Here is a 26,497-nt window from a genome sequence, read left to right as displayed (position 1 = left end):
CTCTTTGTCATGGCGGCCTGCGGAAATCCCCCTGTGCGTGAAGTCGCCGCCGTATCGACACTCTCCAACGACCTGCGCGTGCAACGCGTGGGCTGGGTGGCGCTGGCCGGCCTGTTCTTGTTGAGCAGCTTGCCTGCCCTGCAGGCGCTGTCTACGCCCTGGATGGCCGCCGAGGGCGGGGGGGCACCCGGCGAACTCTGGGGGCGCACGACACCCTTGTTTGTGCATCTGCTGCTCAGCTTGTTGCTGGCAGCGGCCGTGGGGCGGCTTCGCTGGTGCTTGTGGCTGCTGGCGCCCTCCGCCCTGCTCGGGCCCGCCGAAGCCTTCTACTTGCATCACTTCGGCCTGCCGTCGGGCGCTCATGTCTATGGCGTGATCGCGGAAACGGACCTTGCCGAGGCGAGCGCGTGGATAGGCGCTGGGTGGCTGGTGGTTGTAGCGTCCGGCCTGTCCCTGCTGGCCTGGGTCACCTGGGCGGCCTGCAAGGTGCTGCGGGCAAATCTCCTGTGGCGCCATCGCTCGCGATATTGGGTTCTCGCAGGCGGTGTTCTGCTGTTGACCGCCCAGGCCGCCGTCCTTCAGCAAGATGCCGATTTCGACGCCCGGATGGAGAAGGACGAGCGGGGCGCGGCCAGTTACATTCGCTTCGAGCTATCCCCGCGCGGAGAAGGCGTGCTGGGATTGTTGGAAAGTCTCTATCCATGGGGCCTGCCACAACGATTCCACCGTTACCTGCAGCATCGCCATGCGATGGCTGAGCATCTGGCGCAGGCCAGCAAACACGACTTTGCGGTGCGCGCTGTACCGGACGCCCATGCATCAAACCGCCAGGTGCATGTGCTGGTGATTGGCGAGACCGGCCGCCTGGATCGCTGGGGTATCTTCGGCTCGACGCGAGACACGACGCCGCATCTCGCTCGCCGCGAGGGCCTGCTCGCTTTCTCGGATGTCGTCAGTGCCGCATCCGCAACGCGCGAGGCGGTGCCGTTGATGTTGACGCGGCGTCCGCCGCAATCCATGCTCGCCCCGACGCCGGAGCCCTCGGTGGTGACTGCGTTCAAGCAGGCGGGCTTTCGCACCTATTGGCTCAGCAGCCAAGGCAGCGCCGGATCCCACGAGACGCCTGTTTCGGTGCTCGCCAACGAGGCAGACGAACGCCACTACATCAACGGTGCCGACTACCGCGGCCCCGGCGCGTTTGATGCGGAGCTACTGCCGTTGCTCGAGAAAGTGCTATCCCGCCCCGAGAAGAAGCAGTTCATCGTCCTGCACACGTTGGGCAGCCATCTGCACTATGCGCATCGCTATCCGGCGGAATTCGCCCGGTTCCAGCCCAGCTACAGCGCTGAAGAAAGGCCGGATATATGGCAGCCTGCCCAGCAAGAGAAGCTGCGCAATGCCTATGACAACAGCGTCCTCTACACCGACTTCTTCCTTGACCGTGCGATCGCCGCACTGGATGCCCAGGGAGTTGAGGCAACCCTGCTCTACGCGGCCGACCATGGAGAGACGCTGTTCGATGGGCAATGCGGCAGGGCCGGGCATGGCTTTTCCGCAGTCGCGAACTACCGCATTCCCATGGTGATGTGGGCTTCCCCGTCTTGGCGCGCCGTTGCCGCGCAGCGGTGGGCACGGCTCAGCGCTCGACAGACACAGCCTTTCAGCGCAATGGCCGTATTCCCGACGCTGACTGGCATGGCGGGCTTTGAAACATCGGCGCCGCATGCGCACCAGGACATGGGCGCCGAACGGCGCCAAGCCGCACCGCGCCAAGTTACTCACTTCGGCGACTTCGACCGGGACGTCAGTACCCGGGGCTGCGACGTCGGTTCTGCGAGCCAGTGATCGTCTGCATGCACAAGGCTTGTTCCTACCGACAACCGGCATGGTTCAGAAAACGTCGCTGATGCACAAGCGCGCCCGGCACCTGTGGATGGGAGCGCTCAATGGCGCTCTGCTGTTGACGCCGCCGTTGGTGCTGGCCTTCGCGAGCGGCGCTGCACGCCTCGGCCCTTGGGCTCCGGTCTACGGCCTGCTGCTCTCCGTGCTGGTGTTGGCATTGCCTGTCTTGGTGGTGAAGACCTGGCGAACGTTGTTCCTGCTGCATCTGCCGCTGCTGGCCTTGTCGCCATTGTTCGTTTGGTATGTGTTGAACTTCTCGGCGCCGCCTGACGAAAACGCATTCGCCGTGCTGCTGACGTCCTCGCCTGCGGAGGTCAGGGGCTTCGTGCAACTGTTCAGCCTGCAAGTACCGCTGTCGCTCAGCGTCGCGGTGCTCGCGGTGTATGCCGTGCAGGCGGTCTGCCTCGGATCCAATCCCATTCCGGTGTCGTTGCGCAACGCCGTGCGATGGCTGTCGATCCCACTGCTCGTGCTGCTGCTCTGGATGCCGTCCAAGGGCCCGCGCGGCATTGGGGTCGACGTCGGCGAGAACGTGCACAGCTATCTCACGTCGAGCTATCCCCTCGGCGGCCTCATCAGCATCGTTGGCGGATTGGAGGGCAATGCGCACGCTTTGGGGCTGTTTGAGAAGCCTGAGCCCTATGGGGCCATCGCAAACGCCGTATCCGCCACGCCGCGCACGCACATCCTGGTCATCGGTGAATCGGCGCGGGCGGACCGGTTTCACATCTTTGGCTACGCACGCCAGACCACGCCGGAACTGGAGCATCTGGACGGTTTACTGGCGTTCAAACGCACCTATTCAACCGGCAACCTCACCTTGCTCGCGGTGCCAATGCTGATGACAGGCATTGCGCCAGCGGCCTATTCGCCGCAATCCATCCGCGGCACGTTGATCGACCTCGCCAACGAGGCGGGCTACTTCACCGCCTGGCTGTCCAATCAGAACATCGCGCTCTACAAGATCTTCCGCCCGCGGCCGCAGGTCTGGCGCCAACCGGCGGACATGGGCAACTGGAGCGACAACCACGCAACGCCGGACGACGTGCTGCTCACGCCGCTGGACGACGTGCTGCGCGACGAGCATCCACACAAGTTCATCGTGATGCACACCTACGGCAGCCATTGGGACTACACGCTGCGCCTGCCGGACGATGGTTTTCACTTCTCTGGGCGCGACCGTGCGGCGGTGCGAGCAGCGATCCGGGCGGAGACGTCCGGCGGGACAGCGGCGGATGCCTACGACGACACCATCCTGCACACCGACTTTCTCCTGAGCCAGATCATCCGGCGCGCCTCGCGGCTGCCCGGTGAGGTGACGGTGACTTACATCCCCGACCACGGCGAGGCGCTCATGGCCATGGAGGGCCGCGTCACCCATGGCTTCAGGGATTTCAACGTCAGCGAGCTTCACATCCCGCTGCTCGTCTGGGCCAATCCCGCATTCAAGACAGCGCACGCCGCACAGTGGCAGGCCCTCGGTGCGCGTACGGGGCAGGTTGTCAGCCAGGACGCCGTGTTCTACACCACCGCTTCCATGCTGGGCATCGAGTTCCCTGCGCAGGACCCGCGCCGCGACCTCACCTCCCCGGCCTTTCGCCCGGTTCCGGTCCAGCAGTTGCAATTTCGCATCGCGGGTTCGGCCGAACTCCGGCGTTTGCAGGACGCTGTCGATTGGCCCAAAGCCTGCAAGCCGCTCAACGCCTGCGACTGAGCGCCTGCGCCCCCGAACGCCAGGCCTTGGACATGCCCGTGCCCGTGCCATCATCCGCGCCCATGTCATCCGCGACACCTCACCACACCGCTGCGGCCGCGAATTCCGGCCTCTTCCTCGCCGCCGCTCTGCCCCCCCTCCTCGCCTTCAACCAGACGCCGGCAGCCACCCTCTACAACCAGTTGCTCGCCCTCGCTGGCTGGGGCCTGGCGCTGCTGTTGTGGGCCCGGTCCACGCCGGGCTGGCGCGCCGGCCTGAAGAGCCCCGCCGCCATGGCGCTGGCGCTGCTGCTGGTGGCACCCATGAGTTCCGTCGTGTGGCGCGGCCTGCCGCCGTCGCTGGGGCTGGGCGCCACGGCCATCATCGGTGCCGGCCTGGCTGTGCTGCTCGTGGCCCAGGGGTTGTCGACCTCGGCCCGCCTGCTCGCCGCCGAGGCTTTCTGCTGGGGTCTGCTGGCCACGGGCCTGCTGACGGTCGTCGTGTGCATCGTGCAGGTCTTCCTGCCGGCGGCAGCCGACGGCACCTTCATCGCACGCTCCGGCGTGGTCGGCAGCGCGGTGGGCAACCTGCGCCAACCCAACCACCTGGCCAGCCTGATGATGTGGTCGTCCATCGCCGCTGTCTTCATCACCGAGAAGCGCGGCTGGCGGATGGCACTGGCGCCACTGCTGCTTGCCTTCGTCTTCACGGTCGTGCTCAGCGCCTCACGCACCGGTTACGCTGGCATCGCGCTGCTGGCCGTGTGGGGCGTGGTGGATCGAAAGTTGTCGCGCAGTGCGCGGTTGTGCCTGCTGGCCACGCCGCTGATGCTGGGCGTCAGCTGGTGGGGCATGTCTGTGTGGTCGGCCGAAAGCGGCCATGCCTTCCGTGCGGCCTCCCGGCTGTCGGAGGGTGCGGGCTCACCGTCACGGCTGGCGATCCTGCGCGACGCCTGGGCACTGACGACGGCCAATCCGCTGCTGGGCGTTGGCTGGGGCGAGTTCAACTTCGCATGGAGCCTGACGCCCTTCCCGGACCGGCCCATCGCCTTCTTCGACCACACGCACAACATCGCGTCGCAGCTGGCCGTCGAGATGGGTCTGCCCTGGGCCGGCGCCGTGTTGTTGTTGCTGGCCTGGGCCGTTGTGAAGGGCTGGCACGCCGCCTTCGGCAGGGAAAGCTATCTGCCGCTGTCGATTTCGGTCGTATTGCTGGCGCTGGCCTTCGGCGCTTTCAAGAAGTTCGAAGTGCATGGGTCCATCCTGGGCGCCATGCTGTTGGCATGGGGAGCCTGGGAAATCTGGCGCACTCCGTCGACGCATGACGACGACTCATCCTTGCGCCGTGCCGCCTTGATGATCGTGCTCGCCATCGCCCTGCACAGCTTGGTCGAGTACCCGCTCTGGTATGCCTATTTCCTGCTGCCGGCCTGCTTCGCCCTCGGCCTCGTGCTATCGGCCGATGCACCTTCCACGTCGGCAGCTACGGCGCCCTGGCAAGTCATCGGTGCCCTGCTGATCGCTGGCAGCGCCTTCGCGGTTTTGGACTACCAACGCGTCGTCGCCATCTACATGCCGAGCGAGGACTCGGTGCCGCTGAACGAACGCATCGCGAACGGCCAGCGCTCGATTTTCTTCAGCCATCAGGCCGACTATGCGGCGGCCACCAGCCAACCTCCCGGCCCGCTTGCTCTGGCCGCCGCACGCCGAACTGCCTTCAACCTGATCGACACGCGGTTGCTGATGCACTGGTCGCTGTCACTGGAGAAGACCGGCGACCTGGAGGGCGCGCGCTTCCTCGCCGACCGCCTGCGTGAGTTCCGCAACCCGACCGGGGACAACTGGTTCGCCAACTGCGAGATCGCCGCCTCGGCACCGACCATGCCGCAATGCCAGCCGGCATCGGGCGTCATCGACTGGCGGACGCTACGCTGAAGGAACCGGAGAATCAGCGGCGCGCCAATCGCCGCTCTTGCCACCCTGCTTCTCCAGCACCCGCACGTTGCCGATGACCATACCCCGATCCGCCGCCTTGCACATGTCGTAGACGGTCAGCAGGCCCACTTGCACGGCGCACAGCGCTTCCATCTCGACGCCGGTGCGGCCCAGCGTCTCGACCTGGGCGCGGCACAGCACGCGGCTGCCGGCTTCGTCGAGATCGAACTCGATCTTGACGCGCGTGACGGGCAACGGGTGGCACAGCGGCACGAGGTCCGAACAACGCTTGGCGCCTTGGATGGCGGCGATGCGCGCCACGCCGAGCACGTCGCCCTTTCGGGCCGTGCCGCTGGCGATCAATGCGAAGGTCGCCGGCTGCATGCGGATTTCGCCGGCCGCGACCGCGACGCGGTGGGTCTCGGCCTTTGCCGACACATCCACCATGTGGGCCTGGCCCTGGGCATCAAAGTGGGTCAGTGGGTTTGTCATGCCAAGAAACATTCAGGAAACCGAGTTGCAGGCATCATAGGCAGCCGGCTCCCGCCGGCCGGAGTCTCTGTTCGATGAAGAAGTCCCCTGCTTCCCGCGCCCTGCTGACCCTGCTCGCGGCCGCCTGCCTCATCACCACCAGCCCGATCCAGGCCCAGGTCAACCTGCCCGCCCTGGGAGACTCGGTCTCGCAGGATCTCGATGTCGTGGCCGAGCGGCAGCTCGGCGAGCGCTACATGCGCATGATCCGCATCGACCCTGCGTGCGTGCAGGACCCCATCCTGCAGGAGTACATGGCCGGCATCTTCGAGCCGCTGGTGGCCGCGTCGCGCAAGCTCGGCCATATCGGCGAAGACATCCAGACCCGCTTCGCCTGGGAAAGCTTCCTCGTCGAGGACAAGAGCGTCAACGCCTTCGCGCTGCCGGGCGGCTTCGTTGGCACCCACCTGGGGCTCATCGCAATGACGGTGTCTCGTGACGAACTGGCCTCGGTGCTGGCGCACGAGATCTCGCACGTGACGCAGCGCCACATCGCACGCCGCATTGCCGGTGACTCCAAGAACAGCATGGTCGCCATCGCGGGCCTGCTGCTGGGCGTGCTGGCCGCGTCGCGCGGCAACATCGACCTGGCCAATGCCGGCATCGTCGGTGGCCAGGCGGCGGCCACGCAGCTGTCGCTGAATTTCTCGCGCGACATGGAGCGCGAGGCCGACCGCGTGGGCTTCAACGTGCTCGTCGAGGCCGGTTTCGCGGGCAGCGGCATGGTCAGCATGTTCGAGCGCATGGAGCAGGCCTACCACCTGATGGACAACGGCGCCTTTCCCTATCTGCGCTCCCACCCCCTGACGAGCGAGCGCATCGGCGACGCACGCACGCGCCTGGCGCTCGAGCCCTTTGCGCGACCGCGGGGCCTCGCCGAGCACGCGCTGATGGCGGCCCGCTCCCGGGTGCTGATGGATCCGCGCGTCGAGGCCTGGAAGGTGCTGGAGAACTATGACGCCGGCGCCCGCAACATCCGCGAGAGCGGCGGCTACGAGCAGCTCGGGGCGCGCTATGCCGCAGCGCTGGCGTCGATCAAGCTGCGCAACTTCGACCGCGCTGAGGCCACGTTGCGCAGTGCCGAGGTGACGTTGCAACTCGTCAACCCCAGCCCCGCCGAGACGGTAGCGGCCAGCCGGCAACTGACCTACCTGCGTGCCGAGCTCGCCCAGGCCCGCGGCCGCCCGATGGAAGGCATCGCCGCGCTGGACACGCTGTCAGGCGAAAAATCCCGCCCCATGCTGATGCAGCGCGTCGGCTTGGCGCTGGCGGCCGGCCCGGGGTCGCCGGCCCTGCGCGAGGCCGCGGACGCACTGCAGACCCATGTCAGCCTGGAGCCGCGGGACTCCCTGGCCTGGGCCCAGCTTGCACTCATCTGGCAGAAGCTCGGTCAGCCGCTGCGGGCCGTGCGCGCCCAGGCCGAGGTGCATGCCGCCGCCGGCGACTTGAACGGTGCCATCGATCGCATGCGCTCGGGCCTGCGCCAATCACGCGGGCCGGACGCCGATCAGGTCGAGGCCTCCGTCATCGACGCCCGGCTGCGCGCCCTGGTCTATGAGCGCCAGTCGCTCCTGGGCGAGATGTACCGCGGCCGCTACATCCCGCCGGACGTCGAACTGCCAAATTAAGCGGCCTGCAAACGCTGCTCTTCCTGGTACAGCGCGAACTCCTCGCGCAGCGCCCGCGCCACCGCCTCGCGCTGGCCGATACGGCGGTGATAGGCCTTGACCGCGGGCCATCCGCCCAAGTCCACGCCGGCATAGGGCGCCCAGTTCAATACGACGGCGAGGTAGATGTCGGCGATGCCGTAGTGGCCCTCCAGGTATTCGTGCTGCTGCAGATGCGCCTGCAGGACGCCCAAGCGCAGCGCCGCCTTGTCCATCGAATAGGCCTTCACTTCGGCGCTGGCCTTGGCATCGAGCAGCGGCACGAAAACAGCCTTGTGCAGCTCGGTGCCGATGAAGCCCAGCCATTGCCGCACACGGGCGCGTGCATCCGCCTCGGCCGGTAGCAGGCCGGCCGCCGGGAAGGCCTCGGCCAGGTATTGCAGCACCGCGGCGTTCTCGCTCAACAGCCAGCCCTCCGGGGTGCGCAGCGCCGGCACCTGGCCCATCGGGTTGACCTGCCAGTAGTCGCGGCCGTCCAGTGTGCGCTTGGCCTTGCCGTCCACCTGCGTGAAGCGCGCATCGGCACCCACTTCGTACAGCACCGTGCGGCTCGCCAGCGAACAGGCCATGGGGGAAAAGAACAGCTCCATCAAGATCTCCAACAGTGTTTTTGTACTGTATTGAATAGAATTCACTGTCGTCAATGAATTTCATGCACCGTGGTACAAAAATCTGGAGATGAGGCCAAGCCGGCCTCGCGCCCTCGCGGGCGGCCGCGCAGTTTCGACACCGATGCCACGCTTGCACAGGCCACGCTGGCCTTCTGGCAGCGCGGCTATGCGGCAACGTCGCTGGACGACCTGAGCCATGCCACGGGCCTGAACCGGCCCAGCCTGTATGGCGCCTTCGGCGACAAGCACGCCCTCTATCTGCAGGCGCTGCACCTCTATACCGAGCAGTCCAATGCCGCCATAGGCGCGGCGTTGGCGGACCGTTCGCTGCGCCAGGGCCTGCTGCGCGTCTACGAGTTGGCGCTGCAGCTCTACTACCCGCCCGATGAGGCCGCGCGGGGTTGCCTGCTGATTGGCACGGCGGCCACCGAGGCGCCGCGGGACGAAGTCATTCGCCAGCAGCTCGGTGATTCGCTGCGCGGTTTCAACACTGCTTTCGAGGCGCGGCTGCAGCAGGCGGTGAACGACGGCGAACTGCCGCCCGGCACCGATGTGGCGATGCGCGCTCAGCTCGCATCGGCCGTGCTGCATTCGATGGCGCTGCGCGCCCGCGCTGGCGATCCCCGCGAGGAACTGGCCGCCTTCGCAGCCGCGAGCCTGGACTTTGTCTGCCGCTGACGCGTCAGTGATCGATTTCGCGTTTGCGGCACCCGGAATTTGCGGGCCGAGCGCTGGGCCGCTCCCGAGCCGGCCCGCCTAGGGCGATGTGCTTGCCGGTCGATCTGGCAAGCATCGCCGTCCCCTGGGGGACCGACTGGACTCGCCGGCGTTCAGCAAGGAGAGGCTGGGCGAGGGGCCCCGTCTCAGTCGCTAGGGAAGACGCGTTCGACGACGACGTCAATGACCATGCCGCACAGGCTGTAGATCAGCGAGCCGATCAGCGCGGCGGCAAAGCCCGTCACGGCCAGGCCATCCAGCACCGTGGCGGCCATCCAGAACATCAGCGCGTTGATGATGAAGAGGAACAGGCCCAGGCTGAGCACCGTCACCGGCAGCGTCAGCAGCACGAGGATGGGCCGCAGCAGCGTGTTCAGCAGCCCGAGCACGAAAGCCGCGATCAGCGCCGACGTGAAGCTCTTGACGATGACGCCGGGGTAGAGGTGAGCCACCAACAGCAGGGCGCCAGCGAGCAGCAGCCAACGGACGAGGATCTTGGTCATGGCCGCGAGCATATCGGTCCATCGCCACGGCGGTGTCGCGTGACTGCAGCATCGCGACGCCGCATCAAATAGGAATCGTTCGCATTCGTGTTAAGATTTTTCCATCGAACACGGTCCTGCCTCGCTCGTGAAGCCCGCCCTCGCCTTTGTAGCCTCCCATACGGCCCCGCCCGCGCCGGTCGCCGTCCCATCGCGGCCGGCGGCGGTGCTGCCGTTGCGAGTGCCGCAACCGCGGCCGAGCTTTGCCGAGATGGCGCGCCCCTCGCGCAGCCGGCGCCTGTTGCTGGTGGGCATTGCCGCGCTGCATCTGCTGGGGCTGTGGGGCTTGAGCCAAGTGCAGGATCTGCGCCGCACGGTGGCACGCGTGGCGCCCGTCGTTGTGCGCCTGGTGGCGCCGGCCGAGCCGCCCAAGCCGCTGCCGCCGCCTCCGGTGGCGATGCCGGAGCTGAAGGCGCCGGCGCTGACGATGGTGGACCCGCCGCTGATCGCCGTCGCCACGGCGCCCGCGCCCTCTCCCGTCGTTGCGGCCCTGCCGCCGCCGCCACCGATGGTTGCTCCGGTGCAGGCGGCGCCAACGCCCGTCATTCTAATTACGCCGCCGCCCGCACCCCAGATCAAGCAGATTCCCGCCAGCGCGGTGCGCTATCTGAAAGAGCCGCGCATGACGGTGCCGCTGATGTCCAAGCGGCTGCGCGAGTCCGGCGTCGTGCACCTGCGCGTCATCGTTGATGTGCGCGGCCAGCCGCGTGAGATCACCCTGGCGAAGTCCTCGGGTTTCGCTCGCCTGGACGAGCAGGCGCTGCAGGACATGCGCAGCGCCCGCTTCGCGCCGTACACCGAGAACGGTCAGCCCGTCGAGTGGGAGGTCATCGCGCCGATGTCCTACGAAGTCGACCGCTGACCCCGCCTCCTTTCCCTGAGTAGCCATGCCGTGGGCGGCGCTTTGCGCCGCTGTGGGCAAAGCCATGCCCATTCAACACGATTCCCCGGAGCAATCCATGTCCCGCAAGAACAAATCGAACAAGTCGAAGAAACAAGCGCTGCTACCCCTGGGCGCACTGGCCGCCGGCTTCGGCCTGGCGACCGCCACGCTGGCCCAGACCTCCCCCGCTCAGAAGCCGCCGGCCAAGGAAGAAAGCGTGCTGCCCACCGTGCGCGCCAAGGCCACCGCCGAGCCGCAAGGCAAGGACGGCTACCAGGCCACCGAAACCCGCATCGGCAAGGGCAAGCAGGACATCCGCGACATCCCGCAGTCCCTGACCATCGTCACCGAGAAGCTCATCGACGACCGCAATCTCGACAACGTCAAGGAAGTGCTGAAGAACACCGCCGGCATCACCTTCCAGGCTGCCGAGGGAGGCGAGGAGGACATCAAGATCCACGGCATCTCGTTGCAAAGCACCGGTGACATCTTCATCGACGGCATGCGCGACCCGGCCTTCTACGACCGCGACACCTTCTTCCTCGACAAGGTCGAGCTGCTGCGCGGCTCCGGCGCACTGATGTTCGGCCGCGGCTCCAGCGGCGGCGCGGTCAACCAGGTCACCAAGCAGGCCGTGCTGGCCGACCAGAACGAGATCAACGTCGGCGCCTACAGCCACGGCGGCCTGCGCGTCACCGGCGACTTCAACAAACGCAGCGGCGAGACGACGGCCTGGCGCATCGGCACCCTGGTCAACCGCGCCGACAACGACGGCTCGGGCAACATGATCAACAAGGCCGGCCTGGCCGGCTCGTTGCGCACGGGCATCGGTGAGGACGACGAGTTCGCCCTCACGCTGTACGCGCTGGACAACAACAACGGCATGAACTACGGCATGCCGTGGATCAGACCGACGCCGACCGCACCCGTGAGCGCGACGACGCTGCTGCCGCTGCAACCGACTGCCTACTTCGGGCTGGCCAGCGACCGCAACAGGGGCACGGCCAACTACGTGATGGGCTCGCACACGCACCGCTTCAGCCCCAACGTCGAGCTCGTCACCAAGGCGCGCTATGCGTCCTATACGCGTGACCAGCGCGCCGGCACGGTGCGCTTCGCGGCCGCGACCCTGCAGCCGGGCGGCATTGCCGCGTCACTGGCGACCTTCGGCCCCAACACCGTGCTGGCCCGCGGCACCCAGCTGAAGATCCAGGATCTGCAGACCATCACCGTGCAGAGCGACCTGAGTGCCAAGTTCAAGGCCGCCGGCATGGAGCACCACGTCATGACGGGCGTGGATTTCGCTCAGGAAAAGAAGCAGGTCTACAACGACAGCCCCGGCTTGACGGCCGCCCAGCGCGCGGCCTTCTACGCCGCACTGGGCCTCACCAAGCCCAACACGCTGGCCGGCCGTCCCGACGACGGTGCCAGCATCGACGAGTCGCGCCGCCAGCCCTTGAAGTCGAGTGAATACACCTCCCGCTCTGCCGGCGCCTACGTGCAGGACATGGTGTCGCTGTCGCCGCACTGGAAGCTGCTCGCCGGCCTGCGCTACGACAAGCTCAAGGGCGACTACGACACCCTCAACTACAGCTACAACGCCACCGGTACGCCGGGCTACGACAAGATCACCCGCTCGACGACCGACAGCTATCAGATGAACGTCTCGGAGTGGAGCAAGCGCGCCGCCGTGCTGTTCCAGCCGAACGCCCAGTTGTCTTTCCACCTGATGGGCGCCACGTCGTTCAATACCTCGGGCGACACCTATTCGCTGAGCCCCGCCAACGCCGGCATCCCGCCCGAGAAGTCGGTCAACATCGAACTCGGCGGCCAGTACGACTCGGCCGACGGCAAGCTGACGACGCGCTTCGGCATCTTCCGTGCCACCAAGCTGCATGAGCGCAATACCGACCCGCTGAACACCGACGTCGTCACTCTGTCGGGCAAGCGCCACGCGGCAGGCATTGACGTCGATGTCACGGGCCGCATCACGCCGGAGTGGGAGGTCTTCGGCAGCTTCACCTGGATGCCGGTCGCCAACATCGACATCTCGTCGGCGACCAGCGGCGAATTGCAGGGCGACCGGCCGTCGCTCACGCCGCGCTACTCCGGCAGCCTGTGGACGACCTACAAGATCACGCCGCAATGGCGTGTCGGCGGCGGCGTCAATGCGCGCAGCGGCCAGCAACCCAACCGCAACCCCGACTTCTACGCGCCCAAGTTCGTCATCGCCAACCTGATGGCCGAATACACCGTCATCGAAGACGAGCTGCTGTTCCGCCTCAACGTCGACAATGTGGCCAACAAGCTTTATGCCGACACGCTCTACACGGGGCACTACGTGCCCGGCAAGGGCCGCGTCGTCGCGCTGACCGGCACCTACAAGTTCTGACCTCCTCCCGAAAGGCCTGCGCCCTGCCATGCTGCTGAAGATCCCCCAGATCCTCGACGCGGCCGGCGTGGCCCGGGCCTGCGAACTGCTGGCCATCGCTGCCTGGGCCGATGGCCGCAGCACCGCCGGCCGCCAGGCCGCCCAGGTCAAGAACAACGAACAGCTGCAGCCGCTGAGCGAGAACGGTCGCGAACAGCACCGCGAGCTGCAGGCGCTGGTGCTGCAGGCGCTGGAGAAGCACCCGGTGTTCTTCTCCGCCACGCTGCCCAAGCGCGTGCTCCCGCCCCTGTTCAACCGCTACGCCGGGGTGAGCAACGCCTACGGCAGCCATGTCGACCAGGCCGTGCGCTATTTGCCGGGTGGCGTGCAGCGCGTGCGCACCGACATCTCCTGCACCCTGTTCCTGAGCGCACCGGCGGACTACGACGGTGGTGAGCTGGTCATCGAGCACGCCTTCGGCGAGCAGCGCGTCAAGCTCGCAGCTGGCGACATGGTCATCTACCCGGGCACCAGCGTGCACCGCGTCGAACCCGTCACGCGCGGCGAACGGCTGGCCAGCTTCTTCTGGATCGAGAGCATGGTGCGTGGCGACGACCAACGCCGCCTGCTCTACGAGATGGACATGAGCCTGATGCAGCTGCGCGGCGAGCTCGGCGAAACGCCCGAGCTGGTGCAGCTGACGGGCACGTATCACAACCTCTTGCGGATGTGGGCCGACACGTGACTGCGCCTCGCATCGAGTCGTTGCCGGACGGCCTCGCCAACCTGGCAGATTTCGAATCGCACGCCAAGGCCCGCGTCGATGCGGCAGCCTGGGCCTATCTGAACGGCGGTGCCGCCGATGAGATCACGTTGCGTGCCAACCGCGCGGCCTGGGGCGCCATCAAGTTGCAGCCCCGCGTGCTGCGCGACCTCAGCAACGGCCACACCCGCGTGACCCTGCTGGGCCGCGAGCTGCGCCACCCCATCCTGCTGGCGCCCATCGCCTACCAGCGCCTCTTCCACACCGACGGCGAACTGGCCATCGCCCACGCAGCCGCGGCCCAGGAAGCGGGGCTCGTCCTCAGCGCCCAGTCCAGCATCGACATGGCCGCCGTGGCCGCACCGATGCTCGCCGACGCGACCGCCGGCCCGCTGTGGTTCCAGCTCTATTGGCGCGGCGACCGCGACTTCATGCGTGCGCTGCTCCAGCGCATCGAAGCCACCGGCTACCAGGCCCTGGTGCTGACCGTTGATGCGCCCGTGCACGGCGCGCGCGACCGTGAGCGCCGCATCGGCTTCCAACTTCCCGACGATATCCGCGCGGTCAACCTCGGCGGTGTCAAGAAGCCGCTGAACCTGCAGCCCGGCCAGAGTGCCCTCTTCGACGGCCTGATGCCACGTGCCGCCACCTGGCGTGAGATCGACTGGCTGCGCGCCGAGAGCCGGCTGCCGCTGCTGCTCAAGGGCGTCACGCATGCCGACGACGCCCGCGAGGCGCTGGCCCGCGGCGTCACCGGCTTCATCGTCTCCAACCACGGTGGCCGCACGCTCGACACGCTGCCACCCACCGCCGAACTGCTGCCGCCATTGCGCACCGCCCTCGGCCCCAACGTGCCGTTGCTCGTCGACGGCGGCATCCGCCGCGGCACCGACGTGCTCAAGGCCATGGCGCTGGGCGCCAACGCGGTGCTGCTCGGCCGCCCCTACGTTCATGCCCTCGCCGCCAGCGGTGCGCTGGGCGTGGCGCATGCGCTGCGCCTGCTGCGTGACGAACTCGAGATCGCCATGGCGCTCTCCGGCTGCAAGACGCTCGCCGACGCCGGCCCGGCGCTGCTCTGGCCCGGCCCCTTTTCTTCCCCCCGTTGAAGGACTCCCGATGAAATTCCTCGCCCCCCTCGTTCTCGCGCTGACCGCCTCGACGGCCTTCGCCCACGGCAATGTCTCCTGCCCCGCCGTGCCCAAGGAAGAAAAGAAGCCCCAGATGGAACTGCAGAAGAAGCTGGAAGGCGAAGGCTGGAAGGTCCGCAAGGTCCAGAACTACAACGGCTGCTACGAGGTCTACGGCTTCGACGGCGCCGGCAAGAAGGCCGAGGCCTTCTTCAACCCCAAGACCTTCGAGCGCGTCTACCCCGAGGGCGAGCAGCCCGTCGAGAAGAAGTAGTTCGGCATGCGCGTGCGCGTATGGGACGCGCTCGTGCGCGTGCTGCACTGGTCGCTCGCGAGCGCCGTCGCGACCGCGTGGATCAGCGGGCACTGGCCGCCCAGCCACTTCGACGCCTGGCACCACACCGCCGGCTACGTCGCGGGCGCGGCCGTGGTGCTGCGGCTGGTGTGGGGCTTCGTGGGCCGCGGCTACGCGCGCCTTGCGCAGTTCGTGCACCGCCCGCGCACGGTGCTGGCCTATGCCCGCGCGATGCGCGCCGGTCGCGAGCCACGCTACATCGGCCATAACCCGCTGGGCGGATGGATGGTGCTGGCGCTGTGGTCCACGGCCGCCTTGCTGACGCTCAGTGGCTGGCTCTACACGACCGACTGGCTGTGGGGCTACGAATGGCTGTCGGACCTACACGCGGTGCTCGCTTGGCTCGTCGCGGCCCTCGTGATCAGCCATCTTGGCGGTGTCGTTTTGACGAGCTGGCGGCATCGCGAGAACCTCGTCGGCGCGATGTTCAGCGGCACGAAGCGCGCGCCGCAAAGCGACGACGTGCAGTGACTGCAAGCCTCGCGAAGGCCCAAGTGATGCGGCCTAGCGACAAGCGAGGCCTCAAAGGGCCGATTTCATGGGCCTTTGCGGGTCATCCCCTCTATGAAAGCCTTCTCTTCCCCTGGGGAGCGCAGTACCATCGCCGCCGCAGGGTGCTAGAGAGTATTGAAGGCTTACGCGGCCTTCACCCGGACCCCGGCACATCAACAACCTTTGATGGAGTGAATCGACATGGCAACTGCGAAGAAGGCCGCGCCCGCGAAGAAGGCGGCGGCACCAGCGAAGAAGGCAGCACCGGCGAAGAAGGCAGCAGCGCCCGCAAAGGCGCCTGCAGCAAAGAAGGCAGCTCCGGCCAAAAAGGCCGCAGCTCCTGCGAAGAAGGCAGCTCCGGCCAAGAAGGCCGCAGCACCCGCCAAGAAGCGCACGCCCAACGCCGCCTTCATGAAGGCCCTCACCCCCAGCGCCGCTCTCGCGGCCATCGTTGGCGCCAGCCCGCTGCCGCGCACCGACGTGACCAAGAAGGTCTGGGAGTACATCAAGAAGAACAAGCTGCAGGATGAGCTGCAGAAGCGTGTCATCAACGCCGACGCCAAGCTGAAGGAAATCTTCGGCAAGGCCAAGGCCGACATGTTCGAGATGACCAAGCTGATCAACAGCCATCTGAAGTGAAGCGGTGCCGCGCAAGCGGCCTCGTCAACACGAGCCCGGTTCCGCCGGGCTTTTTTTCGTCCATATCAGCGGACCGTGGCACAGCGGGTTCGCTGCTATTACAGCGGCGGGCCAACCCTAGCCGAGCAGCTTGTGCAACCCGGCCTGCAACACCGGCACGTCGATGGGTTTGAGCCAGTAGTCGTCGAATCCCGCCGCGCGCGCGGCGCGCACGACGGCACCCGGGTTGTCGGCCGAGAGCGCCACCCAGCGAGCGCTCAACGCGTCGGCCAGGCTGGCGTCCGCGGCCACGCGTTCGCGTAGCTCAAGGCCGGTCATGTCGGGCAGGTTCATGTCGACCAACACCAGCGCCGGCTGGCATTCGGCCAGGGCCGCCAAGGCCTCCGCGCCCGTCTCTGCCATGCGCAGCTCCCAGCTTTCCGGCAGCAGCCGAAACACCTCCTCCATCAGGATCAGGTGGATGCGGTCGTCTTCGACGTAAAGCACCAGCGGCACGGCGCGGTCTGGCATGGGAGGGTTGGGGCAGATACAGCGGCAGGCACGATAGCAGCAATGTCCGGCGCGTCCGGCCGAGCCGACACGGCAATCGTTTCCACGGCTTTGCGTGACTTATCTCACTTTGCGGGCACCCCCTCTTTGCGGGTCTTCAACGCGGACAAACCCTAGGCTTCCCTAATACTAGGGACATGCGCCCTGGTTCGGGCGCTTCCCTTTTGCGGGCCTTCCGATGTCCTTGATCGCCACCCTCGCCCTTGCCGTTTCCGCTGGCTCCACACTGCCCGAGTGCAGCTGGGATCGCCCCGGTGTCAACCCATTCATGGGCGACGTGGTCGCGGCCGTCGATCGCTACCAGGACATCCCTGCCGCGACCCGCGAGAAGCTCAAGGCCCGCATGAAGGCACGCAGCTATGACGACATTGCCGTCATCGCGCGCGATGCCATCACGGGCAAGGCGAACTACGCGCCCGAGATCCGCGACATGCATTTCGGCCCCGGCGCCGTCTGCCGAACGGTGACGCGCAGCAAGTGGACGGCGACCACGCAGGAGCGCGGCCTCGTCTATTGCGAGGACGGCCAGTGCATCCTGGTGCCCACCGTCTGCCGCAACGTCAGCCGCATCCGCCGCCTGGACAAGCCCAGCGCCGTCGCACCGGCGCAGGCCAGCAACGTCGCCTCGTCGACCCGCGCGGGCGAAGAAACCGCGCCGCTGGAATTCGAGGCCCCGGGCGCCGGCCCCGCAGCCGCAGCGCCGGACAGCTTTGCCACCGCATCCGGCGTGTCGGCGTTGTCGAGTTCGCCTGCACAGGGCGGTAGCGCGCTGGCAGGCGGCGGCACCAGCGGCCCTGTGGGCAGCCCTGGCGGTGGTGGCCCCGGCCTCGTCAACCTCGGCATGCCCGCCCTGCCGCCTGGCACGGTGCGACCTGCTGATGGCCCGATCGACCTGCCCCACACGCCCGCCGTACCTGAGCCCGGCACCTGGGCCATGATTGCCCTGGGCTTGCTCGTCATCATCTTCCGCGCGCGCCAAAGGCGCCGTTGATCAGCGCCTTAGCAGCGGCGCCAGATACCGCCCCGTGTGGCTGGCCTCGCAGGCCGCCACGTCCTCCGGCGTGCCCGCCACCAGCAGCGTGCCGCCGCCGGCACCGCCTTCCGGTCCCATGTCGATAAGCCAGTCGGCCGTCTTGATGACGTCCAGGTTGTGCTCGATGACGACGATGGTGTTGCCCGCGTCGCGCAGCTGGTGCAGCACCTTCATCAAGAGCGCGATGTCGGCGAAGTGCAGGCCCGTGGTCGGCTCGTCCAGGATGTAGAGGGTGCGGCCGGTGTCGCGCTTGGACAGCTCCAGCGCCAGCTTGACGCGCTGCGCCTCGCCGCCGGACAGCGTCGTCGCGCTCTGGCCCAGCTTCACATAGCCCAGGCCGACGTCCAGCAGCGTCTGCAGCTTGCGCGCCAGCGCCGGCACGGCGTTGAACAGCTCGAAGGCGTCCTCCACCGTCATGTTCAGCACCTGGGTGATGTTCTTGCCCTTGTAGAGCACCTCCAGCGTCTCGCGGTTGTAGCGCCGGCCCTGGCAGACGTCGCAGGGCACGTAGACGTCGGGCAGGAAGTGCATCTCCACCTTCAGCACGCCGTCGCCCTGGCAGGCCTCGCAACGGCCACCGGCGACGTTGAAGCTGAAGCGCCCCGGGCCGTAGCCGCGTTCGCGGGCGGTGTTCATCTCGGCGAACAGCTCGCGGATGGGCGTGAACAGGCCCGTGTAGGTGGCCGGGTTGGAGCGCGGCGTGCGGCCGATGGGGCTCTGGTCGACGTTGATGACCTTGTCGAAGGCGTCCAGGCCCTCGATCTCGTCATAGGGCGCCGGGTCGGCGTGGCTGCTGTAGAGCTTCTTGGCGACGGCCGCGTACAGCGTGTCGTTGACCAGCGTGCTCTTGCCCGAACCGGACACACCGGTCACGCAGGTGAACAGACCCACCGGGATCTCGACCGTCACGCCCTTGAGGTTGTTGCCACGGGCATTGACGATGCGCAGCCGGGCTTCGCCGGTCGGCTTGTGGCGCTGCGCGGGCACCTCGATGCGCACGGCACCGCTCAGATACCGCCCGGTCAGCGAGTTCGGGTCGGCCGCCACCTGCTCGGGCGTGCCCTGGGACATCACTTGGCCGCCATGCACACCCGCGCCGGGCCCGAGGTCCAGCACCCAGTCGGCGGCGCGGATGGCGTCCTCGTCATGCTCCACCACCAGCACCGAGTTGCCGAGATCGCGCAGTCGCCGCAGCGTGGCGATCAGGCGGTCGTTGTCGCGCTGGTGCAGGCCGATGCTGGGCTCGTCCAGCACGTACATGACGCCGGTCAGGCCCGAGCCGATCTGCGACGCGAGGCGGATGCGCTGGGCTTCGCCACCGGACAGGGTGTCGGCGCTGCGGTCCAAGCTCAAATAGTTGAGCCCGACGTCATTCAGGAAGCGCAGCCGTGACGCAATCTCGCGGATGACCTTGTCGCCGATCTCGGCCTTGTTGCCCTTGAGTTTGAGCGACTCGAAGTAGTCCAGGCATTCGCGCAGCGTCGAATGCTCGACCTCGAAGATGGGCCGGCCGCGCACGCCCGCCGGCGCATCGGCCGGCTGCAGCACGACATGCCGCGCTTCACGGCGCAGCCGCGAACCCTCGCAGGCCGTGCAGGGCTTGGCGGCCATGTAGCGGGCCAGGTCCTCGCGCACGGCGGCCGAGTCGGTCTCCTTGAAGCGGCGCTGCAGGTTGGGCAGGATGCCTTCGAAGGGATGCTGGCGCTTGACCGAGCGCTTCTTGCCTGCGGCCGTCTCAGCCTGGTAGACGAAGCTGATGTCCTCGGTGCCCGAGCCGCGCAGCAGCACGTCCTGGGCGCTGGGCGGCAGGCTTTCCCACGGCGCCTCGACGTCGAACTTGTAGTGGGCGGCGACCGACTCAAGCAGCGAGAAGGTGTAGGGGTTGCGACGGTCCCAGCCTTTGACGGCGCCGCTGGCCAGGCTCAGCGTCGGGAAGGCGACGACACGGTCCGGGTCGAACACGGTCACCTGGCCCAGGCCCTCGCAGCTCGGGCAGGCGCCCACGGGCGAGTTGAAGGAGAACAGCCGCGGCTCCAGCTCGGGCAGCGAGTAGGAGCAGACCGGGCAGGCGAACTTGCTGGAAAACAGCGTCGTCTGCTGGCTGTCCATGTTCATCACCAGCGCCCGCCCGTCGGCCAGGCGCAACGCCGCCTCGAAGCTCTCGGCCAGGCGCTGGCGCAGCGAATCGGCAGCGTCATGGCGCAGCTTGATGCGGTCTATGACGACGTCAATGTCGTGCTTCTCGGCCTTCTTCAGCGCCGGGATGTCAGGCGCCTCGATGGTGGCGCCATCGACCCGAAAGCGCACATAGCCCTGGGCCTGGAGATCGGCAAACAGCTCGACGAACTCGCCCTTGCGGTCGCGCACCACGGGCGCCAGCAGCATCAGCTTGGCTTCGTCCGGCATGGCCAGCACGGCGTCGACCATCTGGCTGACCGACTGCGCCTCCAGCGGCAGGTCGTGGTCGGGGCAGAAGGGCGTGCCGGCGCGGGCGTAGAGCAGGCGCAGGTAGTCGTGGATCTCGGTGACGGTGCCGACGGTCGAGCGTGGGTTGTGCGAAGTGGCCTTCTGCTCGATGGAGATCGCCGGGGACAGGCCCTCGATGATGTCCACGTCGGGCTTGTCCATCAGCTGCAGGAACTGGCGCGCGTAGCTGGACAGGCTCTCGACATAACGCCGCTGGCCCTCGGCATACAGCGTGTCGAAGGCGAGCGACGACTTGCCCGAGCCGGACAGCCCCGTGATGACCACCAGCGCATGCCGCGGCAGGTCGACGTCGATGTTCTTCAGGTTGTGCGTGCGCGCACCGCGCACGCGGATGAACTTCGACTCGGGCGGGGCGAATGAGAGGGGCGAGTCCGGGAGGGCCATGGCAGTTTTCACAAGGGAACCGGCCATGATAGGTGGCCACAATGCGGCGCACCCAACAACCGGAGTCAGGGATGTTTGTGTTCTTGCGTGCCATGGTGATGGCGCTGGCCATTCTGGGCGTGGCCGGACCGGCTGTGGCCGAGCCGCCGCCCGCCACGGCCTTCTTCAAGCGCCCGGTGCTGCGCGCGCCAAAACTGAGCCCGAGCGGCCGCTACCTCGCCGTGCAGTCCTCAGGCAAGGAAGACCGCATGTTCCTGGCGGTCATCGACTTGCAGACCATGGAAACCGCCAAGGTCGTGGCGGGCTTCAGGGACGCCGACGTCTATCAGCATGACTGGGTCAGCGAGGACCGCCTGGTGCTGCAGGCCAGCGAGTCGCCGGATGGCGCACGCCGGGTGGACAACCCGGGGCTGTGGGCGGTGAACCGCGACGGCAGCGAATTCCGCCAGTTGATCCAGGCCAACCAGTACACCTTCACCACCGGCACGCTGATCAACGACCGTCGGCTCGACGCCAACTTCCGCTTCTTCAAGACCCTGCGCGACGGCAGCAGCGACGTGCTGGTGTTGCGCCTGCCCTGGTCCCACGAGGCAGACCGCATGGGGTTGCAGCTGTCACGTCTGGACACGCGAACCGGCCAGGTCAGGAACCTGAGCCAGGGTGCGCCTGAGCATGTCGGTGAGTGGCTGGTCGACTGGCGCGGCGAGCCGCGCGCCGTGGAGGCCACCGTCCAGGGCCGGGCCAAGATCTACCGCCGCGAAGCCGACGGCCAATGGAAGCTCTGGATCGACGACGACGCTCAGCGCCGCCAGGAGTTCGAGCCGTACTGGTTCGGGCCCGACGGCCTGGTGCTCGTCACGGCCGGCCACGGTGGCACCTCCGCCCTCTTCAAGCTCGATCCGCAAACCAACAAGCCCGAACCCGAGCCCTTGGTACGGCTGGATGGCTACGACTACCGCGGCCACCTGATCTTCGACCCCGTCGCCAAGAAGCTGCTCGGTGTGCGCTACGAAACCGATGCTTTCGGCACCGCCTGGATCGACGCTTCGATGAAGGCCATCCAGGCCGACATCGATGCCAAGCTGCCGGGCTTTGTCAACCTGATCGACTGCGACCGCTGCCTGGACGCTCCCTTCCTCGTCGTCAGCGCGCTGTCCGACCGGCTGCCGACGAGCTACTGGATCTACAAGCCCGCCACCAAGAGCCTGCAGTCGCTGGGCTCCGAGCAGCCCGGGCTCAAGATGAAAGACATGGGCGAGCGCGACGTCGTTCGGTTCAAGGCGCGGGATGGCCTGACGCTGCCGCTGCTGGTCACCCAGCCCCCCGGCCCCGCCGCGCGCCGCCCAGCCGTCGTGCTGGTGCACGGCGGCCCCTATGTGCGCGGCACGCACTGGGCCTGGGAGCCGGACGCCCAATTCTTGGCCAGCCGCGGCTATGTCGTGCTGGAGCCGGAGTTCCGCGGCAGCAGCGGCTATGGCTGGCAACTCTTCCATGCCGGCTGGAAGCAGTGGGGCCTGGCCATGCAGACCGACCTGGCCGACACCGTGGCCTTTGCCGACAAGCAGGGCTGGATCGACCCATCCCGCGTCTGCATCATGGGCGCGAGCTACGGCGGCTATGCGGCCCTGATGGGCGCCGTCACCCAGGGCGACCTGTTCAAGTGCGCCGTCAACTGGGTCGGCGTGACCGACATCGGCCTGATGGACAGCATCCACTGGAGCGACTTCTCCGAGGAGTGGAGGCAGTACGGCATGAAGCGGCTGGTGGCGGATGTCGCGACCGACGGCGAACAGATCGCCCGGACCTCGCCGCTGCAGCGCGCCAAGGAAATCAAGATGCCTCTGCTGATGGCCTATGGCGGCGAGGACCGGCGTGTGCCGCTGAAGCACGGCACCGAAATGAAGGCCGCGCTGCGGGCCGACCAGCCGCTTGAGTGGGTCGTCTATCCCGACGAGGGCCACGGCTGGTTCAACCTGAAGACGAATGAAGATTTCTGGGGGCGCGTCGAGCGCTTCCTGGGCCGCCATATCGGAGCAACCGCCAAACCATGATCAAAGCACTCATGCTGGCCCTGCTCGGCAGCGCCGCGCTTGTCCATGCTGCGCCGCCCAGCATCGAAGACTTCCAGCGCGCACCGGCCTTCTCGGGCCCGGTGCTCTCGCCCGACGGCCGCCATGTCGCCGCCATCGTGAACACGACCAGCAAGACGACCGCGCTGGCCATCATTGCGTCTGACAGGCCAGCGGAGGCCACCGCGATACAGGCGTTCGGCCAGGTCGACATCGCCAGCGTGCATTGGGTGAACGACCAGCGCCTCGTCTTCACCGTCCGCTCACAGGACGAGCCTTACAGCAAACGCGTCATGCCAGGGCTATGGACCATTGGGCGCGACGGGACGGGCCTGCGGCAATGGGCCGACGCCGTCGGTGTCGGCCGGGGCCTGAGCGCGCCCAAGGCATCGCGCGTGCTCGGCGGCTGGTGGACCCTCAGCGACATCCCGCTCGACGGCTCAGACAACGTCATCCTGGCCCATCGCGACTGGCGCATGCGCCTGAACGTCGTGACCGGCGAGCGCCAGCCGCTGACGGAAAACATTCCCAAGGGCATCGTCAACTGGGTGCTGGATGCCAGGTTCCGGCCGTTGTTCGGCTACCAGGAGCTGGAACAGGGTCGGTGGCAGGTGGTGCGCAGGGACGATGCCGGCAACGTGACGCCGTGGTCGGTATCGAGCCAGCCGCTGGAGCCTCCGGGCCGCATCCCGCGCTGGGTGGATCGAAAGGGCGACCTCTACCTGCTGCGGCCCGACGGTGGGCCGGCCCAGCGGGCGGTGCTTCACCGCGCGAACAGCCTGGCGCCGGATGCGCCCACCACCCTGATGCTGGCCTCCCCCACCTACGACATCGATCCCGAACCGGTGCTGGACCGCGACAGCGGTGAGACCGTGGGCATCCACTACGAGACCGATATCCCGCGCACACTATGGCTGAATGCCGACCTGGCAGCCGCGCAGGCCGACATCGACCGGCAGCTTCCGGGTAACGTCAACCGCCTGCAGTGCTCGCGCTGCCTTGCAGTCACGACGGTGCTCGTGACCTCGCAGAGCGACAGGCGCCCGCCCCGCTACTTCCTTTACGACCGCTCGGCCGGGCGCCTGACGCCTCTGGCCGCCAGCAAGCCCTGGATGCCGGAAGGCAGCCCGCTTCAGATCGCCACCGTCTCCGCGCGGGACGGGCTGCCGATGGCCGTTCAGGTCACCCGGCCGATGGTAGCGACGGCGGCGCCGGCACCCACGGTGCTGCTGGTCCATGGAGGCCCGTGGGTCCGGGGCAACCACTGGCCCTGGGACGCCGAATCGCAGTTCTATGCCTCACGCGGCTACTTGGTGCTGCAAGCCGATTTCCGCGGCAGCGTTGGCTACGGCCAACGACATGAGCGCGCCGGCTTCAAACAATGGGGCCAAGCCATGCAGGACGATCTGGACGACGTGCTCGCCTGGGCCGAACGGGAAGGCCTGTCCGATCCGAAACGGGTTTGCATGGTCGGTGCCAGCTATGGCGGCTACGCCGCATTGATGGGGCTGGTCAGGGCCGAGAAGACGGGCAAGCTGGCCTGCGCCGTGGCGACCTTCGCGTCGACGGACCTGCCGCGCCTGGAATCCCGCCACTGGAGCTTCCTGTCCACAGATGCCTTGACCTACCTGATTCCCCAGGCCATTGGTGATACCCGCAGCGACGCAGCCATGCTGGACGCCAACTCGCCCCTGACGCAAGCCGAAAACATCCGTGCGCCGCTGCTGCTGGCCTACGGCGGACACGACCCGCGCGTGCCGCTGGTCCACGGTACGGCGTTGCGCGACAAGCTCACCGCGCTGGGCCGGCCGCCCGAGTGGGTGGCCTACGAGGACGCCGGCCACGGGGCCCTGCGCGCCGACCAGCGGCACGACTTGATGCAGCGCATCGAAGCCTTCTTGGCCACGCATCTCGCGCCGAAAAACTGACCGTTTGTCGCGGCCGCACGCAGCTCGCGGCCCGCGCCTGGCGATTCATCGCAGCGCCATGGCGGCGCCTGGGTCCAGTGACGAAACTGCTTCCATCGACACAGCAAACCCGCTGAGCGAAACCCCACAAGGAAGCATCATGAAAGCCACCGTCCTGATCCAAGCCGCCGCCGTCGCTGCCTTCGCCTTCACCGCCTTCGCCGCCAATGCCGCTCCGCAGGAAATCCAGAAGCTGCCGCGCGTCGTCATCGCCGGCAAGGCCACACGGGAAGTTGCCCAGCTGCCGCGCGTCGTCATCACTGGTTATGCCGCCCGCGAAGTCGCCCAGCTGCCGCGCGTCACCGTGACCGGCCGCCGCGCCTGAGTCCCCGCATGAGGATTCAAATGACCCAGGAACACCGAGCCGAGTCGCCGGCGCAGCAGGCCGACGGCCGAGGCTGTGCCGACGACTCGGCTTGGCGTGAAAAAATCACGCGTCTGTGAAAGACAATCCAGGCTTCTGATTGGAGCCTGCTTGTGAAAGAAGAGCTGCGCAAACGCCGGTCCTGGCTGGATGGCTTCATGGCTTATCCAGCACCGGCCGGCCTGAGCGAAACCGCACTGCGCGACAACATCATCCTGCTCGACCAGGCGCTCTACACGCTGTGGGGCCTGGGCGACAACCTGATCTACGCCTGGACCCCCGAGCCGCGCGGCCTGCGCGTGCTGGTCGCGCCGCACCAGATGCTGACCGAGTACACGCTGGGTGACGGCACCTCGCCGCTGACCGAGGTCACGCGGCGCACAAGGCTGTTGGACAAGTTGCTGTCCAACCAGGAGCACCTCGAAAAGCAGGCCTTCGACAGCGTGGCCGCCGCGCTGAGCGTGGTACCCAAGCTCATCGAGCTTCCCTTCAACCCCGAACGGGGCCTGGGCCTGCCGCTGATCGCGGCCATCGCGGCGCGCTACGGCATCCGCCTCGTCGAGGACCGCGCCGTCATCCTGTTCGACGCGGTCGGTTTTTCGCTGCTGACACCGCTGCAGCAGGTGGTGCAGCTCAACAGCCTGTCCTGCTCGGTCAATGCGGCCTACGCCAAGCTGCTGGACCGTGAGATCAACATCAACTTCGCCCGCACGACGACCGGCGACGGTTTCTACATCTGGAACCGCATGCGCGGTGTCGAGGCCAATGTCGAGCTGTACCAGCTGATGCAGTTCATCCTGGCCGACAACGCCCTGGCGCGTGAGCGCGCGACGCGCCCCGAATCGGTGCCCAAGCTGCGCGCCTGCTTTCACGTCGGCTCGCACTACGAGTTCTACCAATCCGAAGGCCTCAACCCGACGTCCTTCAGCTATTTGGTCGGGCAGGTCACGATCGAGCTCGCCCGCATGATCGAGCGCGCCGAACCTGGCCAGATCCTGGTCGGCAAGTTCAACACGCTGATGCACGACGAGGTCAACGGCGAGGACGTGCACATCGACAGCCTGGACTTCGTCGAGCGCACGCGGGCGCCGCTGCGCAGCCTCAATGGCCTGAAACTCGCCGGCTCCGAGGTCGACGAGATCGCTTGCTACCTGACCGGTCGACGTGACTCGACCGGGCTGTGGGGCATCAGCGAATATCAGATGGCCGACAAGCACGGGCTGATCCATCGCGTCTACAACGCCAAGATCAACATCCACCGTCGCAACGGCGAGCCCATCTACCTCGGCCTGCGCGAGGAAGACCTGCCGCCGGACGCGCCGCGCACCGTGGCGGACACGGATTTCGTGCCGCTGCAAGGTTGACGACGGTCAGCAGGCGACAAGAGCTAGAGCAGAGCCCCCAGAACGGCCTGTTC

General features: G+C 67.3%; 22 protein-coding genes. 17 read left to right on the top strand and 5 right to left on the bottom strand.

Features of this window, described 5'->3' with window-relative positions; all coding sequences use genetic code 11:
* Nucleotides 1-33 precede the first annotated feature (33 nt).
* The 3 genes from ASC95_RS10965 to ASC95_RS10955 all read left to right on the top strand — a co-directional run bounded on the left by ASC95_RS10965 (nucleotide 34) and on the right by ASC95_RS10955 (nucleotide 5,529).
* The gene (locus ASC95_RS10965; RefSeq protein WP_057297745.1) at nucleotides 34-1,845 is read left to right on the top strand and encodes a phosphoethanolamine transferase; all 1,812 of its coding nucleotides are present in this window, start codon (nucleotides 34-36) and stop codon (nucleotides 1,843-1,845) included.
* Nucleotides 1,846-1,885: 40 nt separating this feature from the next.
* Nucleotides 1,886-3,616, top strand: coding sequence for a phosphoethanolamine transferase (locus tag ASC95_RS10960; RefSeq protein WP_057297744.1), 1,731 nt, complete (start codon nucleotides 1,886-1,888; stop codon nucleotides 3,614-3,616).
* Between the two features lie 62 nt (nucleotides 3,617-3,678).
* A complete protein-coding gene (locus ASC95_RS10955) occupies nucleotides 3,679-5,529 on the top strand; it encodes a PglL family O-oligosaccharyltransferase (RefSeq protein WP_057297743.1) in 1,851 nt (616 codons plus the stop codon).
* On the opposite strand, the gene moaC is transcribed toward ASC95_RS10955, so the two are convergent.
* Nucleotides 5,521-6,021, bottom strand: a complete 501-nt coding sequence (gene moaC, locus ASC95_RS10950) for a cyclic pyranopterin monophosphate synthase MoaC (protein ID WP_057297742.1) — start codon at nucleotides 6,019-6,021, stop codon at nucleotides 5,521-5,523. The two genes, ASC95_RS10955 and moaC, sit on opposite strands and share 9 nt — an antisense overlap.
* A 74-nt stretch (nucleotides 6,022-6,095) precedes the next feature.
* Here moaC and ASC95_RS10945 point away from each other — a divergent pair, with 74 nt between their 5' ends.
* Nucleotides 6,096-7,688, top strand: a complete 1,593-nt coding sequence (locus ASC95_RS10945) for a M48 family metalloprotease (protein WP_057297741.1) — start codon at nucleotides 6,096-6,098, stop codon at nucleotides 7,686-7,688.
* Here ASC95_RS10945 and ASC95_RS10940 read toward each other — a convergent pair.
* On the bottom strand, nucleotides 7,685-8,317 hold the full coding sequence (locus tag ASC95_RS10940) for a glutathione binding-like protein (RefSeq protein WP_057298337.1): 633 nt from the start codon (nucleotides 8,315-8,317) through the stop codon (nucleotides 7,685-7,687). The two genes, ASC95_RS10945 and ASC95_RS10940, sit on opposite strands and share 4 nt — an antisense overlap.
* A 69-nt stretch (nucleotides 8,318-8,386) precedes the next feature.
* Between ASC95_RS10940 and ASC95_RS10935 the strand changes: the two genes are divergently transcribed.
* On the top strand, nucleotides 8,387-9,016 hold the full coding sequence (locus ASC95_RS10935; protein WP_057297740.1) for a TetR/AcrR family transcriptional regulator: 630 nt from the start codon (nucleotides 8,387-8,389) through the stop codon (nucleotides 9,014-9,016).
* Nucleotides 9,017-9,201: 185 nt separating this feature from the next.
* Here ASC95_RS10935 and ASC95_RS10930 read toward each other — a convergent pair whose 3' ends face one another.
* Nucleotides 9,202-9,558 carry a phage holin family protein gene (locus ASC95_RS10930; protein WP_057298336.1) on the bottom strand — a complete coding sequence of 119 codons (357 nt, stop codon included), beginning with the start codon at nucleotides 9,556-9,558 and terminating at the stop codon, nucleotides 9,202-9,204.
* 250 nt (nucleotides 9,559-9,808) lie between these two features.
* Between ASC95_RS10930 and ASC95_RS10925 the strand changes: the two genes are divergently transcribed.
* The 7 genes from ASC95_RS10925 to ASC95_RS10895 all read left to right on the top strand — a co-directional run bounded on the left by ASC95_RS10925 (nucleotide 9,809) and on the right by ASC95_RS10895 (nucleotide 16,227).
* On the top strand, nucleotides 9,809-10,459 hold the full coding sequence (locus ASC95_RS10925; protein ID WP_057297739.1) for an energy transducer TonB: 651 nt from the start codon (nucleotides 9,809-9,811) through the stop codon (nucleotides 10,457-10,459).
* A gap of 97 nt (nucleotides 10,460-10,556) precedes the next feature.
* Nucleotides 10,557-12,872 carry a TonB-dependent siderophore receptor gene (locus tag ASC95_RS10920; RefSeq protein ID WP_057297738.1) on the top strand — a complete coding sequence of 772 codons (2,316 nt, stop codon included), beginning with the start codon at nucleotides 10,557-10,559 and terminating at the stop codon, nucleotides 12,870-12,872.
* 28 nt (nucleotides 12,873-12,900) lie between these two features.
* Nucleotides 12,901-13,596 carry a Fe2+-dependent dioxygenase gene (locus tag ASC95_RS10915; RefSeq protein WP_057297737.1) on the top strand — a complete coding sequence of 232 codons (696 nt, stop codon included), beginning with the start codon at nucleotides 12,901-12,903 and terminating at the stop codon, nucleotides 13,594-13,596.
* Complete coding sequence (locus ASC95_RS10910) at nucleotides 13,593-14,720, top strand: alpha-hydroxy acid oxidase (protein WP_057297736.1); 1,128 nt, start codon at nucleotides 13,593-13,595, stop codon at nucleotides 14,718-14,720. Before ASC95_RS10915 ends, ASC95_RS10910 begins: the two co-directional genes overlap by 4 nt.
* A 10-nt stretch (nucleotides 14,721-14,730) precedes the next feature.
* A complete protein-coding gene (locus ASC95_RS10905; RefSeq protein ID WP_057297735.1) occupies nucleotides 14,731-15,015 on the top strand; it encodes a PepSY domain-containing protein in 285 nt (94 codons plus the stop codon).
* Nucleotides 15,016-15,021: 6 nt separating this feature from the next.
* Complete coding sequence (locus ASC95_RS10900) at nucleotides 15,022-15,567, top strand: cytochrome b/b6 domain-containing protein (protein ID WP_200960122.1); 546 nt, start codon at nucleotides 15,022-15,024, stop codon at nucleotides 15,565-15,567.
* A gap of 222 nt (nucleotides 15,568-15,789) precedes the next feature.
* Nucleotides 15,790-16,227: an SWIB/MDM2 domain-containing protein gene (locus ASC95_RS10895; protein WP_057297734.1), complete on the top strand. Its 438-nt coding sequence runs from the start codon at nucleotides 15,790-15,792 to the stop codon at nucleotides 16,225-16,227.
* A gap of 117 nt (nucleotides 16,228-16,344) precedes the next feature.
* Here ASC95_RS10895 and ASC95_RS10890 read toward each other — a convergent pair whose 3' ends face one another.
* On the bottom strand, nucleotides 16,345-16,737 hold the full coding sequence (locus ASC95_RS10890) for a two-component system response regulator (protein ID WP_057297733.1): 393 nt from the start codon (nucleotides 16,735-16,737) through the stop codon (nucleotides 16,345-16,347).
* A 223-nt stretch (nucleotides 16,738-16,960) separates the two neighbouring features.
* Here ASC95_RS10890 and ASC95_RS10885 point away from each other — a divergent pair, with 223 nt between their 5' ends.
* Nucleotides 16,961-17,767, top strand: coding sequence for an MHFG family PEP-CTERM protein (locus ASC95_RS10885; RefSeq protein ID WP_235537891.1), 807 nt, complete (start codon nucleotides 16,961-16,963; stop codon nucleotides 17,765-17,767).
* Here the strand turns inward: ASC95_RS10885 and uvrA are convergent, their stop codons facing one another.
* Nucleotides 17,768-20,680: an excinuclease ABC subunit UvrA gene (gene uvrA / locus ASC95_RS10880; RefSeq protein WP_057297731.1), complete on the bottom strand. Its 2,913-nt coding sequence runs from the start codon at nucleotides 20,678-20,680 to the stop codon at nucleotides 17,768-17,770.
* Nucleotides 20,681-20,751: 71 nt separating this feature from the next.
* On the opposite strand from uvrA, the gene ASC95_RS10875 reads away from it, so the two are divergent.
* The 4 genes from ASC95_RS10875 (at nucleotide 20,752) to ASC95_RS10860 (ending at nucleotide 26,444) form a co-directional block, all read left to right on the top strand.
* Entirely contained in the window at nucleotides 20,752-22,731 is a 1,980-nt protein-coding gene (locus ASC95_RS10875; protein WP_057297730.1) for an alpha/beta fold hydrolase, read from the top strand.
* Nucleotides 22,728-24,677, top strand: coding sequence for a S9 family peptidase (locus ASC95_RS10870; RefSeq protein ID WP_057297729.1), 1,950 nt, complete (start codon nucleotides 22,728-22,730; stop codon nucleotides 24,675-24,677). Before ASC95_RS10875 ends, ASC95_RS10870 begins: the two co-directional genes overlap by 4 nt.
* Nucleotides 24,678-24,816: 139 nt before the next feature.
* Nucleotides 24,817-25,041, top strand: a complete 225-nt coding sequence (locus ASC95_RS10865) for a hypothetical protein (protein ID WP_057297728.1) — start codon at nucleotides 24,817-24,819, stop codon at nucleotides 25,039-25,041.
* A 152-nt stretch (nucleotides 25,042-25,193) separates the two neighbouring features.
* Entirely contained in the window at nucleotides 25,194-26,444 is a 1,251-nt protein-coding gene (locus ASC95_RS10860) for a hypothetical protein (protein WP_057297727.1), read from the top strand.
* Nucleotides 26,445-26,497: the final 53 nt, after the last annotated feature.

Source organism: Pelomonas sp. Root1217 (assembly GCF_001425705.1).
GTDB lineage: Bacteria > Pseudomonadota > Gammaproteobacteria > Burkholderiales > Burkholderiaceae_C > Pelomonas.
The sequence above is the reverse complement of the archived record's forward strand: the minus strand, read 5'-3'. Positions and strand labels throughout refer to the sequence as shown.

Bases quoted from the DNA above. Each gene is read 5' to 3' on its own strand.
- ASC95_RS10875 (WP_057297730.1), top strand. From the start codon at position 20,752: ATGTTTGTGTTCTTGCGTGCCATGGTGATGGCGCTGGCCATTCTGGGC.
- moaC (WP_057297742.1), bottom strand. From the start codon at position 6,021: ATGACAAACCCACTGACCCACTTTGATGCCCAGGGCCAGGCCCACATG.
- ASC95_RS10890 (WP_057297733.1), bottom strand. From the start codon at position 16,737: ATGCCAGACCGCGCCGTGCCGCTGGTGCTTTACGTCGAAGACGACCGC.
- ASC95_RS10895 (WP_057297734.1), top strand. From the start codon at position 15,790: ATGGCAACTGCGAAGAAGGCCGCGCCCGCGAAGAAGGCGGCGGCACCA.
- ASC95_RS10870 (WP_057297729.1), top strand. From the start codon at position 22,728: ATGATCAAAGCACTCATGCTGGCCCTGCTCGGCAGCGCCGCGCTTGTC.
- ASC95_RS10925 (WP_057297739.1), top strand. From the start codon at position 9,809: ATGGCGCGCCCCTCGCGCAGCCGGCGCCTGTTGCTGGTGGGCATTGCC.
- ASC95_RS10945 (WP_057297741.1), top strand. From the start codon at position 6,096: ATGAAGAAGTCCCCTGCTTCCCGCGCCCTGCTGACCCTGCTCGCGGCC.
- ASC95_RS10930 (WP_057298336.1), bottom strand. From the start codon at position 9,558: ATGACCAAGATCCTCGTCCGTTGGCTGCTGCTCGCTGGCGCCCTGCTG.
- ASC95_RS10915 (WP_057297737.1), top strand. From the start codon at position 12,901: ATGCTGCTGAAGATCCCCCAGATCCTCGACGCGGCCGGCGTGGCCCGG.
- ASC95_RS10865 (WP_057297728.1), top strand. From the start codon at position 24,817: ATGAAAGCCACCGTCCTGATCCAAGCCGCCGCCGTCGCTGCCTTCGCC.
- ASC95_RS10955 (WP_057297743.1), top strand. From the start codon at position 3,679: ATGTCATCCGCGACACCTCACCACACCGCTGCGGCCGCGAATTCCGGC.
- ASC95_RS10920 (WP_057297738.1), top strand. From the start codon at position 10,557: ATGTCCCGCAAGAACAAATCGAACAAGTCGAAGAAACAAGCGCTGCTA.
- uvrA (WP_057297731.1), bottom strand. From the start codon at position 20,680: ATGGCCCTCCCGGACTCGCCCCTCTCATTCGCCCCGCCCGAGTCGAAG.
- ASC95_RS10905 (WP_057297735.1), top strand. From the start codon at position 14,731: ATGAAATTCCTCGCCCCCCTCGTTCTCGCGCTGACCGCCTCGACGGCC.
- ASC95_RS10900 (WP_200960122.1), top strand. From the start codon at position 15,022: ATGCGCGTGCGCGTATGGGACGCGCTCGTGCGCGTGCTGCACTGGTCG.
- ASC95_RS10940 (WP_057298337.1), bottom strand. From the start codon at position 8,317: ATGGAGCTGTTCTTTTCCCCCATGGCCTGTTCGCTGGCGAGCCGCACG.
- ASC95_RS10960 (WP_057297744.1), top strand. From the start codon at position 1,886: ATGGTTCAGAAAACGTCGCTGATGCACAAGCGCGCCCGGCACCTGTGG.